Origin of the sequence: Streptomyces sp. KM273126 (genome assembly GCF_004337435.2) — a bacterium.
Lineage (GTDB): Bacteria > Actinomycetota > Actinomycetes > Streptomycetales > Streptomycetaceae > Streptomyces > Streptomyces acidicola.
Window position 1 is genome coordinate 3,636,162 of sequence record NZ_SJXB02000001.1, and the last position, 13,439, is coordinate 3,649,600.

The following is a 13,439-nucleotide window of genomic DNA, read 5'->3' on the forward strand; positions in this document are numbered from 1 at the left end:
GCCCATGACCTGGCGAAACACGGCGGCTTGATTCCTTAGCGCGACAAAACGCTACCCACGCGCGAAAGTCACGGCCGTTCACCCCTTTTGGTGGCGCGACGGACAACCGTCCGTCGCGCCACCGTCATGTCCGCATACGTTCGTTCCGCTGCGAGCCGCCGGTTCCATGGCGGCTCCCAAACGGGAGATCGGGGGTGCACACGTGCGCATCGGACTGCTTACGGAGGGTGGCTATCCGTATGTGAGCGGTGACGCCAGGCTCTGGTGCGACCGGCTCGTACGCGGACTCGGGCAGCACGAGTTCGACATCTACGCGCTCAGCCGCAGTGAGCAACAGGAGGACGAGGGCTGGATTCCACTGCCGCCACAGGTCAGCCGCGTACGGACTGCTCCGCTGTGGAGCGCGGAGGCCGACGGCGTCGTGTACGGCCGCCGGGCCCGGAGACGGTTCGCGGAGGCGTACGGGGAGTTGGTGGCGGCGGTGTGCGGGGCTGGCGCTGTCGGGGCGGTCGGAAGCGTAGGAGCCGGGGCGGCCGGGATCGGGGGAGCCAGTACAGCCGGACCCGGGGCAGCCGGAGGAGCTGGACTCGGGGGAGCCGGGGGCGCTGGGCGGGAGGCGAGGGGCGCCGAGAACTCCGTGGATGTCCCCGACGTCGAGGCGGACCGTTTCGGCAGTGCGCTGTACGGGCTCGCCGAACTCGCTCGCGACGAGGGCGGACTGGTCGGCGCCCTGCGCTCGGAAGCCGCCGTACGCATTCTGGAACGCGCCTGTCGCGCACCTGGCGCACTGCGTGTGGCGCGCGAGGCGCGCGTACCCGATCTGCTCACCGTCGCCGCACACCTCGAACGCGCCCTGCGCCCCCTCTCGCTCGACTGGTACGACGGCGACGGCCTCGGCTCGGTCGACCTGTGCCACGCGGCGGCCGGTGGCTCGGCCGCACTGCCCGGGCTGCTGGCCCGGCACTTCTCGGACGTGCCGCTGCTGGTCACGGAGTACGGCGTGCAGTTGCGGGCGCACTACCTCGCGGTCTCCGGCGACGCGCCGGTCCGCGCGCTGCTCTCGGCCTTCCACCGGCGGCTCGCCGCCGAGGTGTACCGGCAGGCCGCCTGTATCACGCCCGGCAACACCCACGCCCGCCGCTGGCAGGAGCGCTGCGGCGCCGACCGGGCCAAGCTCCGTACGGTCTATCCCGGCATGGATGCGTCCCGTTTCGCGGACGTGGGCGAGTCCGCGGAGAACGCCGACCCGTACACGCTCGTCTGGATCGGCCGCATCGAACCCGCCAAGGACCTGATCTCCCTGCTGCACGCCTTCTCGGAGATCCGCCGGAGCGAGCCGAGGGCGCGACTGCGGATCGTCGGTGCCCCCGCCGAGGGGCCGGAGGGCGCGGCCTACCTCGGCCACTGCCGTGTGCTGGCCGCACAGCTCTTCCCCGACGAGGCCGAGGGCGCTCACGCGGTCGGCGACAACCCGGTGTCGTTCGAGGAGATCGGCGGCCCGGAAGTGCCGGATCTGGCGGAGGCGTACGCGGCCGGGGCGGTCATCGTCCTGTCGAGCGTCGTGGAGGGGTTCCCGATCAGCCTCGTCGAAGCCATGTTCTGCGGACGCGCGACCGTGTCGACCGACGTGGGGGCGGTGGTGGAGGTCATCGGCGGTACGGGGCTCGTCGTCCCGCCGCGCAATCCGCGGGCGCTCGCGGAGGCGTGCGTGGCGCTGCTGCGCGACCCGGAGCGCGGTGCACGCCTCGGCGCGGCCGCCCGCGCCCGAGCACTCGAACTGTTCACCGTCGAGCAGAACGTCCAGGCGTTTCGTGGCATCTACCTTGAGATCGTCTCCCAGTCCCCGGTGCGGAGGCTGCTCGTGGACGACATGGGCGACCCGCTGCCCTTCGGCGTTCCGGCCGAGGCCCACATCGCGGGACGGTGGACCGAGGTCCGGCCGGCTGCTGAGGTTCGACTGACGGCTGAGGCCCGACCAGTAACTGAGGTCCGATCGACGGCTGAGGCCCGACCAGTAACTGAGGCCCGATCGGCGGCTGAGGCCCGACCGGAGTCCGGGGGCCGCCCGTGCCGCGGGCCCGGGGTTCCTGTGCGGGCGACGGCTCCTGTCGGGGTGGCTCCGGCCGGGGCGGCTTCGACTGCGGCTCCGATCCCGGCTTCGGGTGCGGCGCAGTCCGGGGAACCGGTCCCGGCGGGGGAGGCGGCGCGATGAGCGAGCTGAGAGACACATTTGGCGAGCCGAGAGGCACCTTGAGCGAGCCGAGCGAGCTTGGGGAGCCCTCCTGCGAACCCTCCTCCCACGCCTCCCACGAATCCTCCTCCCACCCGGCCACCCCCTCGCCCCCGACGGCAAGCCGCAAGCCGCTCGCCCGGAGAGGTGGCGCCGACCCGGTCAAAGCGCTGATGCACCGCCATCGCGCGCTCTGCGAGCGAGCCGTCGACCCGCTTGAGATCGCCGCCGGGCTGGAGGCACACGGCGTGACCGACCGCACCGCCGCCCGCTTCCGCCACCGCGACGTGTTCTCCCTCGCCGAGGAGTTGTACGCGCGCGTCCCCCGGGACGAGGAGACCCGGTCCACGGAAAACGCGGCGACCGCCGGGCCCGACGCGCCCGGCGCGCACGCCGGTTGGGCCGCCCTCGCCCTGCTGCCGGGCGCCCTGTGCACGGCGGTAGTCGTCGGCGTACGCCTCACCGAGGGCCGCCCCCGCCTCCTGATCGCCACTGTCGGCGCCCTCACCGTGTTCCTGGGCCTGCGTCTGGCGCTGCGCCGGGGCCCGCTGCGTACCGCCTCGGACCCGACGAGCGGCACGCGCGCCTGGACAGGGTGGCTGCTGGCGTACGCCGTCCTCGGGGACGGCCTGCTGAACGCCGGCCTCGACGGCGGCCCGCACGGCCCCTGGCCCCTGGCCACCGCATCCGCCCTGGCCCTCGCCCTCGCCTACGCGCCGGCCGCCTGGTGCGCCCACCTCCTCGCTGTACGCGCCCGCCGCAATCTGGCCGCGAGCCGCGGCCTGGCCGACTTCGCCGACTCCGTACGCCCCGTGCTCCTCACGGTGCCCACCCTCTTCCTGTGCGCGCTCGCCGTGCTGCTCGCCCTGTGCGGCGCGGCGCTGGACGAGCCCGCCGCATACGCCGCGGCTGGTTCACTCGGCGCGCTGCTCCTGCTCGCCCGCCTTCTCACCGCGCACGGTTTCACCCGCGCTCCCGCCCTCGCCCTCGGTGCGGCGGGAGCCATCGAAGTGATCGCCCTCGCCACGGTCTTCGCCGGCCGCCTGCCCGGCTGCTCCATCCTGGCCGTCCCCGTCGGCACCGTCGTCGACGCCTCGGGGCCGGGAGCCGTCCCGGGTCTGGCGTGCGGCCTCGCCGCCCTGGCCCTCCTGATCCACTCCATCCGCACCCTGACCCGGGCCTCGGCCCACGCCGCGCCCTCCGGAGCACCGTGAACCCCGGCCCGCCGCCCGGCCCCGCCGCGCTCGTGAACCGCGCCCGGCCCCAGGCACACCACCGGAGGAACTTCGAGCCGTGACCGACCCACCCGGAGACCAGTGATGAGTGCTCAGCACATTCCTCCCGCGGGTCCCACACCGCGGGCCTTCGCCCGATCCACGGCAAGCCCACAAGGAGAACGCCAGATGATCACCTCCCGAACCGGACGATCCGCCCCGGGAGCCGCCCGATGAGGGTCCTGCTGATCGGAGCCAACGGATACCTCGGCCGCTTCGTCGCCGACCGCCTGCTCGCCGACCCGGCCGTGCAACTCACCGCGCTCGGCCGCGGCGACGACGCCGACGTACGGTTCGACCTCGCCACCGGCAGCCCGGGCGCGCTCACCCGCTTCCTGGACGCCGTCCACCCCGGAGTCGTCGTCAACTGCGCCGGAGCCACCCGTGGCGGTGCCCGCGAACTCATCCGGCACAACACCGTCGCCGTCGCCACCGTCTGCGAGGCGCTCCGCCGCAGCGGCTGCGGAGCGCGCCTCGTCCAGATCGGCTGCGCCGCCGAGTACGGCCCCAGCCAGCCCGGCTCCTCCACCGCCGAGGACGCCGTGCCCCGCCCCGGCGGCCCGTACGGCGTGAGCAAGCTCGCCGCCACCGAACTGGTCCTCGGCTCCGGCCTGGACGCCGTCGTGCTGCGCGTGTTCTCGCCCGCGGGTCCCGGCACCCCCGCCGGGTCCCCGCTCGGCCGCCTCGCCGAGGCCATGCGCCGCGCCATGCAGTCCGGCGACGGCGAACTCAAACTCGGCGGCCTCGGCGTCCAGCGCGACTTCATCGACGTCCGCGACATCGCCCGAGCCGTCCACGCCGCCTCGCTCTCCGCGGCCCAGGGCGTGATCAACATCGGCTCCGGTCGCGCCGTGCGCCTGCGCGACGCCGCCGCCGTCCTCGCCCGCGTGGCCGGCTACGGCGGCGCCCTGCACGAACTCGACGGACCACCCGGGCACATCAGGCCGTCCATCGGGCACCCCCGCCCCGAACCGGACCACGCCGGCCCCGTCGCCTACCCCTACCCCGACGGCTGCGGCAGCTGGCAACAGGCCGACGTACGCACGGCCCGCGACCGGCTCGGCTGGCGACCCCGCATCAACCTCGAAGAGTCCCTCGCCGACATCTGGATGGAGGCGGCATGCCGTATCTGACCGGCACAGCCGTCGGCACCGCGAGCACCGGCGCGGTCCTCGGCCTCGGCATTCCCGGCTACGCGCACCCCCTTCTCGCACCGGCGGAGTGGGGCGGACTCACCCGCCCCGGCACCCCTCTGCACTGGGTCGTCCTCAACGTGAGCCGTGGGCCGGGCACGCGACCCGACCCGCTGTGCCTGGAGGCGGCCGGCCGGCTGCGCAACTCGGGTGTCCGCGTCCTCGGGCATCTGGATACGACGTACGGCGCACGCACGCTGGGCGAACTGCTCTCCGACGCCTACCGGTATCTCCGCTGGTACCGGGTCGACGGCTTCGTCCTGAACCGCTGCCCCACAGAGCGCACAGCGCTCCCCGAGGTCCGCCGCACGGTCACCGCGCTCCGGGAACTGCTCGATGGAGGACACATCGTCCTCGGCCACGGCAGCCACCCCTACCCCGGATATGTGGAGCACGTCGATCAACTGGTGACCTTCTCCGGGCCCTGGAGCGACTACCGCTGGTCGCAGGTGGCCGAGTGGACCGCCGACCATCCGCCCGAACGCTTCTGCCACTTCGTGCACGGCGTGCCCCGCGGCCACCTCGACGAGGCCCTCCGCATCGCCCGATGGCAGGGCGCGGCCACGATCTACTTCACCGACCGCACGGACCGCGGCGGCCGCACCGACCCCTGGGAGACCATGCCCGGCTACTGGGACGACATCGTCTCGCTGGTTGGACCAGGTGTCTCGGAATGAAAAAGGGCGTGGCAGTGTTACGGAGAGAACAACTGTAGTGATTGACCGACCAACGGAGTCCCCGTGTCGCTGCCACCCCTGGTCGAGCCCGCTTCTGAGCTCACCGTAGACGAGGTCCGCAGGTACTCCCGCCACCTGATCATCCCCGACGTCGGGATGGACGGGCAGAAGCGGCTGAAGAACGCCAAGGTGCTCTGCGTGGGCGCCGGCGGCCTGGGCTCGCCGGCGCTGATGTACCTGGCCGCGGCCGGCGTCGGCACGCTCGGCATCGTGGAGTTCGACGAGGTCGACGAGTCGAACCTGCAGCGCCAGATCATCCACAGCCAGGCCGACATCGGCCGCTCGAAGGCCGAGTCCGCGCGTGACTCGGTCAAGGGCATCAACCCGTACGTGAACGTGATCCTTCACGAGGAGCGGCTTGAGGCCGACAACGTGATGGACATCTTCAGCCAGTACGACCTGATCGTCGACGGAACCGACAACTTCGCGACCCGCTACCTGGTCAACGACGCGTGCGTGCTGCTGAACAAGCCGTACGTGTGGGGCTCGATCTACCGCTTCGACGGCCAGGCCTCGGTCTTCTGGTCCGAGCACGGCCCCTGCTACCGCTGCCTCTACCCGGAGCCCCCGCCGCCCGGCATGGTCCCCTCCTGCGCCGAGGGCGGCGTCCTGGGCGTGCTGTGCGCGTCCATCGGTTCCATCCAGGTCACCGAGGCCATCAAGGTCCTCACCGGCACGGGTGAGCCGCTGGTCGGCCGCCTGATGATCTACGACGCCCTGGAGATGCAGTACCGCCAGGTCAAGGTCCGCAAGGACCCGAACTGCGCGGTCTGCGGCGAGAACCCCACCGTCACCGAGCTCATCGACTACGAGGCCTTCTGCGGTGTCGTCTCCGAGGAGGCCCAGGAGGCGGCCGCCGGCTCGACGATCACTCCCAAGCAGCTCAAGGAGTGGATCGACGACGGCGAGAACATCGACATCATCGATGTGCGCGAGATCAACGAGTACGAGATCGTCTCGATCCCCGGCGCCCGTCTGATCCCCAAGAACGAGTTCCTCATGGGCTCCGCCCTGGAGAGCCTCCCGCAGGACAAGAAGATCGTCTTGCACTGCAAGACGGGTGTCCGCAGTGCGGAAGTCCTCGCCGTCCTCAAGTCGGCCGGCTTCGCCGACGCGGTCCACGTCGGCGGCGGCGTGATCGGCTGGATCAACCAGATCGAGCCGAACAAGCCGGTCTACTAGGCGCACACCTTCCACGGAGGGGCTCGGCACCGCGTGTGCCGGGCCCCTTTCCGCTGCCCGTGCGGGCAACGGCGGCGCGGGCGCGAGGCACCCGCCCTCCGTTCGTGCTACGAGCAGACCTTGCCGTCGTCGGGCACCGTGCCCTTCAGCAGATACGCGTTGATCGTCGAGTCGACGCAGTCGCTCCCGCTTCCGTACGCCCCATGGCCCTCGCCCTTCCAGGTGAGCTCCACACCGACGTCGTCGCCCAGCTCGTCCGCCATCTTCTTCGCGCCCTCGTACGGCGTCGCCGGGTCCCCGGTGTTGCCCACGACCAGCACGGGCTCGGCTCCCGGAGCGCTCACCTCGGTTGTGTCGTACTGGCCCTCCACCGGCCAGTTGTGACACCAGCCCGCCGTGTCCCAGCCCAGGTAGTCCCCGAAGACCGGCGAGATCCTGCGGAATTCGGGCAGCAGCTTCTTCGTCTCCTCGGCGGTCGGCCGCTGCTTCTGGTCCAGGCACGATATGACCCGCTGTGAGTGCGTCGTCGTGCCGTAGCGGCCGGAAGGGTCACGCTCGTTGTAACCGTCGGCGAGCGCCAGCAACTCGGAGCCGTCGCCGCCCTCGGCCGCGTCGAGCGCGCTGGTCAGCGTCGGCCAGCTCTGTTCGCTGTAGAGCGGCAGGACGATGCCGGTGATGGCCAGCGTCTGGGTGAGATCGCGGCCGGACGACGCCGGCAGCGGCTTCGCGTCGATCCGCTTCAGGAGGTCCACGATCTTCTGCGTGCCCTCCTTCGGGTCCTGGCCCGTCGACTTCAGGTAGTTGTCGAGGGCGCGCTGGAAGCCGCGGGCTTGGTTCTTGGCGTGGCCCACTGCGTCGGCGCTCGGGTCGACGACCGCGTCCAGCACCAGACGGCCCACGTTCTTGGGGAACAGATGGGCATAGACGCCGCCGAGCTGGGTGCCGTACGAGATGCCGAAGTAGTGGGTCTTCTTGTCGCCGAGGTTCTGGCGCATCAGGTCCATATCGCGGGCCGTGTCGGTCGTCGAGACGTGCGCCAGCAGCTTGGCCGCTGCCTTCTCACAGCCTGCCCCGAAGTCGGCCGCGTCCCTGAGGTACGCACTCTCCTCGGCCGCGTCGTCCGGCGTGGCGTCCACCGACTCCGCGGCCTGGATGTCCTTGTCGCTGCGGCAGCGCACGCCCTCGCTCGCGCCGACCCCGCGCGGGTCCCAGCTCACCAGGTCGTACCGCTCGTGGAGGCTGCTCGCGATGTCGGCGTACGAGGGCATCATGGAGACGCCCGAGCCACCGGGACCGCCGAAGTTGAACAGGAGCGAGCCGATGCGTTCGCCCTGGCCGCCGGTCGACTTCGACCGGATCAACGCGAGCCCTATCGTCTCCCCGTCCGGTTTGTTCCAGTCGAGGGGTGTCTTCAATGTGGCGCACTGCCAGTCGCCGCCGGGTGCGGGGCCGTCCGATGTCGCCTTGCAGCGGCCCCAGTCGAGCTTCTGGGAGGTGAGCGAGGCGGGCAGCTCCGATGACGTACCCGATGACGTACCCGATGGCGACGTGGCCGACGACGCTCCCGCGTCGCTCTTCCCGTCGTCCGAGCCGCCGCTGCAGCCGGCCATCAACACCGCGGCGGCGGCCAGAGCCGTCCACCGTCCGAATCGCGCCATGAGCAATCCCCCCTCGCTTCGTCGTCCGCCTGATGTCCCGGATGACAGTCATGCCATGGTAGGCGTATCACCACGAGCGGTGCGGCAGCCTGTGGATAACTCTGTGACCTGTGCTTTTGTGGGTTCGCGGCCCGGGTGACCTGCTTCACGAGCAGACGGTCCCCGGCGCGGGCACCTTCCCCTGCAGCAGGTAGGCGTCCACCGCATTCCGCACGCACGTGTTCCCGCTGATGTACGCGCCGTGCCCCTGCCCTTTGTACGTGAGCTCGACCCCGACCCCCTTGCCCAGCGCCTTCACCATCCTGCTCGCGCCCTCGTACGGTGTGGCCGGGTCGCCGGTGTTGCCGATTACGAGGATCGGAGCCGCCCCGGGCGCACTCACGTTGGGGTGGTTGGCGGCGCCGGGCACGGCCCAGTCGCTGCAGCTGAGCATCTCCCAGGCCAGGGAGTCGCCGAAGAGAGGGGAGGCGGCCCGGAACTCGGGCAGTTTCGCCGTCACGTCCTTGACGGTGTAGCGGGGTTTGTCGTCCGCGCAGTTGATGGCGACGTTCGCCGGGATGAGATTGCTGAACTCGCCGTTCTCGTTGCGTCCGTTCAGGGAGTCGGCCAGCAGCATCAGCACCTTTCCGTCACCCTGGTACGCCTGGTACAGGCCCTGCGTCAGGTACTTCCAGAGCTCCTGGGAGTAAAGGGCCTGGAGGATCCCGTCCGTCGCGAGCGACTGGGTCAGCTGGCGTGAGAGGACGCCGGGGATCGGCTTGGCGTCGAGAGCCTTCAGCAATTCGGCGATCCGGTTCTTCACATCCTGCGGGGTGTCCCCGACTGGGCAGCCCCCCTTCATCGAGACGCAGTTCCGCGCGTAGTTGTCGAGCGCGAGCTGAAAGCCCTTGGCCTGCCCGAGAGCGCCCTGCTCCGAGTTCTGCGTCGGGTCGACGACCGCGTCGAAGACGGCCCGCCCCACGTTTTTGGGGAACAGGTGGGCGTACACGCCGCCGAGTTCGGTGCCGTACGAGATGCCGAAGTAGTACAACTTGCGGTCGCCGAGGACCTGGCGCATCAGATCCATGTCGCGGGCCGCGTCCGTGGTGCGGACGTGCGGGAGCATCGCGCGGGACTTCTTCTCACAGGCCGCATTGAACGATTCGGTGCTGTCGAGGAGTTTCCTCTCCTCGGTGGTGTCGTCGGGCGTCATGTCCTGCTGGAGGAATTTGTCGAGCTGCCGGGCGTCCTTGCACTCGATGCCCGCGCTGCGGCCGACCCCTCGCGGGTCGAAACTCACCAGGTCGTACCGGGTGCGCAGCTCCGCGAAGTCGTCGGCGAAGGCGGGCAGACCGGTGACACCGGATCCGCCGGGGCCGCCGAAGTTGAAGATGAGGGAGCCGATGCGCTGGCTCTTGGTACCGCTCGTCCTGACCCGGATGAGCGCGATATCGATCGTGTCGCCCTTGGGTTCGCTCCAGTTGCGTGGTGCCTTCATGGTGGCGCACTGCCACGTGCCACCGTTCGGCAGCGGTGAGGGTGCCGCCCCTCCGCCCTCGGACGCGGACGGTGCCGGGCAGTCCTTCCAGCTCAGCTTCTGGCCCGTCAGGTTGTTGTCCTTGGGGTCGTCGCCACCACAGCCCGCCAGCAGCGGGCACAGCAGGACGGCTGTGGCGATCAGGGCGGCGGCGCTTAGCCGGGGCGGGATGGGCATGCCTCCCATCCTGGCCGCGCTCCGTCCGGTGCGCTCGGGGCGAGGGCCGGGCGGGTGAGTACCCGTTTTCGGACGTCCACGCGCGCGTGCCTACAGCGAGCCCCTGCGTGACAGGTGGTTGAAGGCCAGCCAGCCCGGCAGCACGGGCAGCCACAGCGTGAGCAGCCGGTACAGGAGCACCGCGGGCGCCGCGACCTCCTTGGGGAGGCCCACCGCGATCAGGCCGACGGTGAGGGTGGCCTCGACCGCGCCCACACCGCCCGGGGTCGGCGCCGCGGACCCGAGCGCGTTGCCGGCGAGGAAGACCACCGCCACGCTGGCGATGCTCAATGAGGGCATGTTCTCGCTGCCGAACGCCCGGATCGACGCGTCCAGACACATCACGAAGCAGCCCGTGAGCAACAGCATGCCGCCGATGCCCGTGACCAGCTTCTGCGGCCGCTGCAGCACGTCGAGCATGCGCGGCACGACACCCGCGAACAGTGACCTCACGCGCGTGACGGCGAACTTCCGCAACCACGGCACCGACGTCACCACGAGCACGAGGACCGCGACCGTCAGCAGGCCCGCGATGACCGTGCGGGACGGCGACAGGGAGGGTGTCTTCTCGATACCCGTCAGGTAGCCGAAGGACAGCAGCATCAGGATGTGGCAGCCCAGTCCGAACAGCTGCGACGCGCCGACACTGGCCACCGCGAGCCCCGGTCGTACCCCCGAGCGCTGCAGGAACCGCGCGTTGAGAGCGACGCCGCCCACCGCGGCGGGCGCCACGATCTTCACGAACGATCCGGCGACCTGCGCCGCGACGGTCCGCAGGAACGGCACCCGCTCGGGCACGAAGCCCAGCAGGCTCATCGCCGCCGCGACATAGCTCAGCGCGGAGAACGCGGCGGCCGCGGCGACCCAGCCCCACTCGGCGTTCTCGATGAGCGGCCCGAACTCGATGTGGGCGAGCTGCGTCAGCAGGAAGTACGCGCCGATCGCGCCGGCGATGAAACTCATCAGCGTGCGCGGCCTGACCCGCTCCAGGCGGGCCGGTTCGACTGGAGCCTGCGGCCTGATCAGCAGCACCTGGTGGCGGATCTGGGTGAGCAGGTCCTCCTCCCGCGCCTCCTCCATGGCCTCGTCGATCGCGCGCTTCTCGGCCCGCTGCTCGGCCCGTACGGCCTTCTTGGCGGACTTGCCGGCCGCGAGTGCCTGGGATTCCTCCACGCGGGCCTGTTTGGCGAGCTGGGACGCCTCCAGGACCGCCTCACGCTCGCGCTCGGCCCGCTCCCGGGCCAGCCTGCGCAGCGTCGCGAGCGTGGAACGAGACAGTGCGATGGGCTGCAACAGCGGCAGGCAGTCGGCCACCGCGTCGGGGCCCAGGACGCTCACGGCCGAGCTCACGGCGCGCTCGGCGCCCACCCGCAGGCCGAGCGTCGTCAGCAGCTGGGACACGTCCATGCGCAGCAGCAGGTCACCGGCGGCGATCTCGCCGACGCGCAGATCGGTGAGGATCACCGTGCCGGAACCATCCACCAGAATCGCGTCGCCCACGAGCCTGCGGTGCGCGATGCGCCGTGACTGCAGCGCCTTCACCTGGTCCCAGGTGTCGTGCAGCAGATCGTCGGTGATCTCCTCGTCCGACAGGGAGTCCAGGGTGCGCCCGCCGGTGTGCTCGTAGACGAGCATCACGGCGTCCGGGCCGAGTTCCGAGGTCGCGATCAGCTTCGGTGCGTTCGCGCCGGCCGCGATGGCCGCGTAGGCGAGCAGGGCCTCCTGTTCCAGGGCCTGACGCAGGGACTGCAGGCTGCGGCGCGTCGCGAGTCCGCGCAGCGTCAGGTTGCGCCAGGCGCGGTAGAAGAAGCCCTGCGCCTGCTGTTCCCGGTCGACCACCGTGACGTCCAGTGGCGAGCCGTCCTCCAGCGTCACGAAGTACCTGCGGCCCCGGTCACCGCTCTCGGCCGTGTCCGGGACCTCCTCGCGGGACGCGCTCACGGGTTTGAAGCCGACGTGCCGCAGGCCGGCCATCAGGGTCCGCCCGGTGGGGCGCACGTTCGGCGAGCCGACCGCGTACAGCGTCCCGTAGGCCACGGTCCAGCCGATCAGCACCGTCAGGATGATCGAGAACGGTGTCGTGTACCCGGTGACCAGCATGGAGAACGCGTCGAGCAGCAGCACGATCCACAGCACCGCGCGCCAGCGGGGTCTGCGGGACATGCCGACTGCGGTCATGTACGCGATGACGGGTGCGAGATAGCCGTGCACCGGGTCGGTGAGGGCGTGGATGTCGCCGGGCGAGGGCTGGGTGAGCGCTTCCTGGATCGACTCCGGGGCCGCTCTGGCGACCCACAGGTCTGTGGCGAGCGTCACCCCGTGCGCGAGGACCGCCGCGAGCACACCGTCGGCGATGCGCAGCCCGTCGCGCTTGATCAGCCGCTCGATGGCGAAGGCGACCGGGACCAGGAGGATCGCGATGCTCGACGCCAGGCCCGCGAGCTTGATCAGCAGATCGGGCGCCTGACCGGTGCCCTTGTTGATGTCCTGCTCAAGCCCGGACGTGGTGCCGTGCGCGAACGCGGCGATCGCCAGGAGCACCACGACCGCGAGCACGCCCACCAGGAGCCGCATCAGGTCCGACGGACGGTGCACGCGCGCGGGGAGCAGCGGTTCGTCGCCCTCGACCTCGTCGGCGTATGCCTCGTCCACGACCTCCGCGTCCCGCTCGACCTGGTGTTTCTCGTTTTCGTATGTCTTCTGGGAGGGTGCTTTACCGGTCGTCTCCCGGGCGGGGGACGTGTCGGTTGTCGTGCCCTCGTCGGCGGTGTCCGGACGCGACGATGCCTCAGAGGTGCCCGCAGCGTCTTCTGGGTGCACGCTCTGCTGCCTCATGGTCTCTTCTTGGTCTCGTATCACCGGTCACCGCCCGCACGATGGTGGCATGCCCCGTCGACACACTCGGGCATCAGGGTGCAATACGGGGGCGAACAGTCTGCCCCAAGCGCACCGCGGGGGCGAGGGTTGAGCCCGGCCGCCACTCCGCCCCATTGTCGGTGGGGTCGGGCAGTATGGGTCGGATGAGTGAGGAGAGCCTTCCATCGGACGCCCTGCCGGACTACGCGGAGCGGGTCCTTGAGGTCGCCGAAATGATCCCGGCCGGGCGCGTCATGACGTATGGCGATGTCGCCGAGTGGCTGGAGGAGGGCGGCCCACGCCAGGTGGGACGTGTGATGGCTCTGTACGGGGGCGCGGTTCCGTGGTGGCGGGTCATACGCGCGGACGGCGTGCTGCTGCCGGGCCACGAGCTGGACGCCCTGGGGCACTACCGCGCCGAGGGCACCCCCCTGCGCGAGGCGAGCCGCGCCTCCGAGGGGCATATGCCGCGGGTTGACATGAAGCGGGCGCGATGGGGCGGCGGTGAACGCGGCCAGGATCACATCTGACAGCTTCCGGCACCGGGCGGGCGAAGCGGTGACCTGTGACTCGTACG

General features: G+C 70.9%; 9 protein-coding genes. 6 read left to right on the forward strand and 3 right to left on the reverse strand.

The annotated features are described in order from the left end of the window. Positions 1–202 precede the first annotated feature (202 nt). The 5 genes from E0500_RS15770 (at position 203) to moeZ (ending at position 6,616) form a co-directional block, all read left to right on the forward strand. Positions 203–2,212 carry a DUF3492 domain-containing protein gene (locus E0500_RS15770; RefSeq protein WP_131565241.1) on the forward strand — a complete coding sequence of 670 codons (2,010 nt, stop codon included), beginning with the start codon at positions 203–205 and terminating at the stop codon, positions 2,210–2,212. A gap of 191 nt (positions 2,213–2,403) precedes the next feature. After that, the gene (locus tag E0500_RS15775) at positions 2,404–3,444 is read left to right on the forward strand and encodes a hypothetical protein (RefSeq protein ID WP_131565251.1); all 1,041 of its coding nucleotides are present in this window, start codon (positions 2,404–2,406) and stop codon (positions 3,442–3,444) included. A 233-nt stretch (positions 3,445–3,677) separates the two neighbouring features. Next, the gene (locus E0500_RS15780) at positions 3,678–4,637 is read left to right on the forward strand and encodes an NAD(P)-dependent oxidoreductase (RefSeq protein ID WP_131565239.1); all 960 of its coding nucleotides are present in this window, start codon (positions 3,678–3,680) and stop codon (positions 4,635–4,637) included. Next, complete coding sequence (locus E0500_RS15785) at positions 4,625–5,374, forward strand: spherulation-specific family 4 protein (RefSeq protein WP_131565237.1); 750 nt, start codon at positions 4,625–4,627, stop codon at positions 5,372–5,374. Before E0500_RS15780 ends, E0500_RS15785 begins: the two co-directional genes overlap by 13 nt. Positions 5,375–5,437: 63 nt before the next feature. After that, positions 5,438–6,616: an adenylyltransferase/sulfurtransferase MoeZ gene (gene moeZ, locus E0500_RS15790; RefSeq protein ID WP_131565235.1), complete on the forward strand. Its 1,179-nt coding sequence runs from the start codon at positions 5,438–5,440 to the stop codon at positions 6,614–6,616. Positions 6,617–6,723: 107 nt separating this feature from the next. Here the strand turns inward: moeZ and E0500_RS15795 are convergent, their stop codons facing one another. The 3 genes from E0500_RS15795 to E0500_RS15805 all read right to left on the reverse strand — a co-directional run bounded on the left by E0500_RS15795 (position 6,724) and on the right by E0500_RS15805 (position 12,841). Then, the gene (locus tag E0500_RS15795) at positions 6,724–8,274 is read right to left on the reverse strand and encodes an alpha/beta hydrolase (protein WP_131565233.1); all 1,551 of its coding nucleotides are present in this window, start codon (positions 8,272–8,274) and stop codon (positions 6,724–6,726) included. Between the two features lie 145 nt (positions 8,275–8,419). Further along, a complete protein-coding gene (locus E0500_RS15800) occupies positions 8,420–9,967 on the reverse strand; it encodes an alpha/beta hydrolase (RefSeq protein WP_131565230.1) in 1,548 nt (515 codons plus the stop codon). A gap of 90 nt (positions 9,968–10,057) precedes the next feature. Next, complete coding sequence (locus E0500_RS15805; RefSeq protein ID WP_131565228.1) at positions 10,058–12,841, reverse strand: lysylphosphatidylglycerol synthase transmembrane domain-containing protein; 2,784 nt, start codon at positions 12,839–12,841, stop codon at positions 10,058–10,060. A gap of 185 nt (positions 12,842–13,026) precedes the next feature. On the opposite strand from E0500_RS15805, the gene E0500_RS15810 reads away from it, so the two are divergent. Next, positions 13,027–13,392, forward strand: a complete 366-nt coding sequence (locus E0500_RS15810; protein WP_309505066.1) for an MGMT family protein — start codon at positions 13,027–13,029, stop codon at positions 13,390–13,392. Positions 13,393–13,439 lie beyond the last annotated feature (47 nt).

Excerpts from the sequence above, each read along its gene's own strand:
- E0500_RS15795 (WP_131565233.1), bottom strand. The coding sequence starts at position 8,274 with ATGGCGCGATTCGGACGGTGGACGGCTCTGGCCGCCGCCGCGGTGTTG.
- E0500_RS15785 (WP_131565237.1), top strand. The coding sequence starts at position 4,625 with ATGCCGTATCTGACCGGCACAGCCGTCGGCACCGCGAGCACCGGCGCG.
- E0500_RS15805 (WP_131565228.1), bottom strand. The coding sequence starts at position 12,841 with ATGAGGCAGCAGAGCGTGCACCCAGAAGACGCTGCGGGCACCTCTGAG.
- E0500_RS15780 (WP_131565239.1), top strand. The coding sequence starts at position 3,678 with ATGAGGGTCCTGCTGATCGGAGCCAACGGATACCTCGGCCGCTTCGTC.
- E0500_RS15800 (WP_131565230.1), bottom strand. The coding sequence starts at position 9,967 with ATGCCCATCCCGCCCCGGCTAAGCGCCGCCGCCCTGATCGCCACAGCC.
- E0500_RS15810 (WP_309505066.1), top strand. The coding sequence starts at position 13,027 with ATGAGTGAGGAGAGCCTTCCATCGGACGCCCTGCCGGACTACGCGGAG.
- E0500_RS15775 (WP_131565251.1), top strand. The coding sequence starts at position 2,404 with ATGCACCGCCATCGCGCGCTCTGCGAGCGAGCCGTCGACCCGCTTGAG.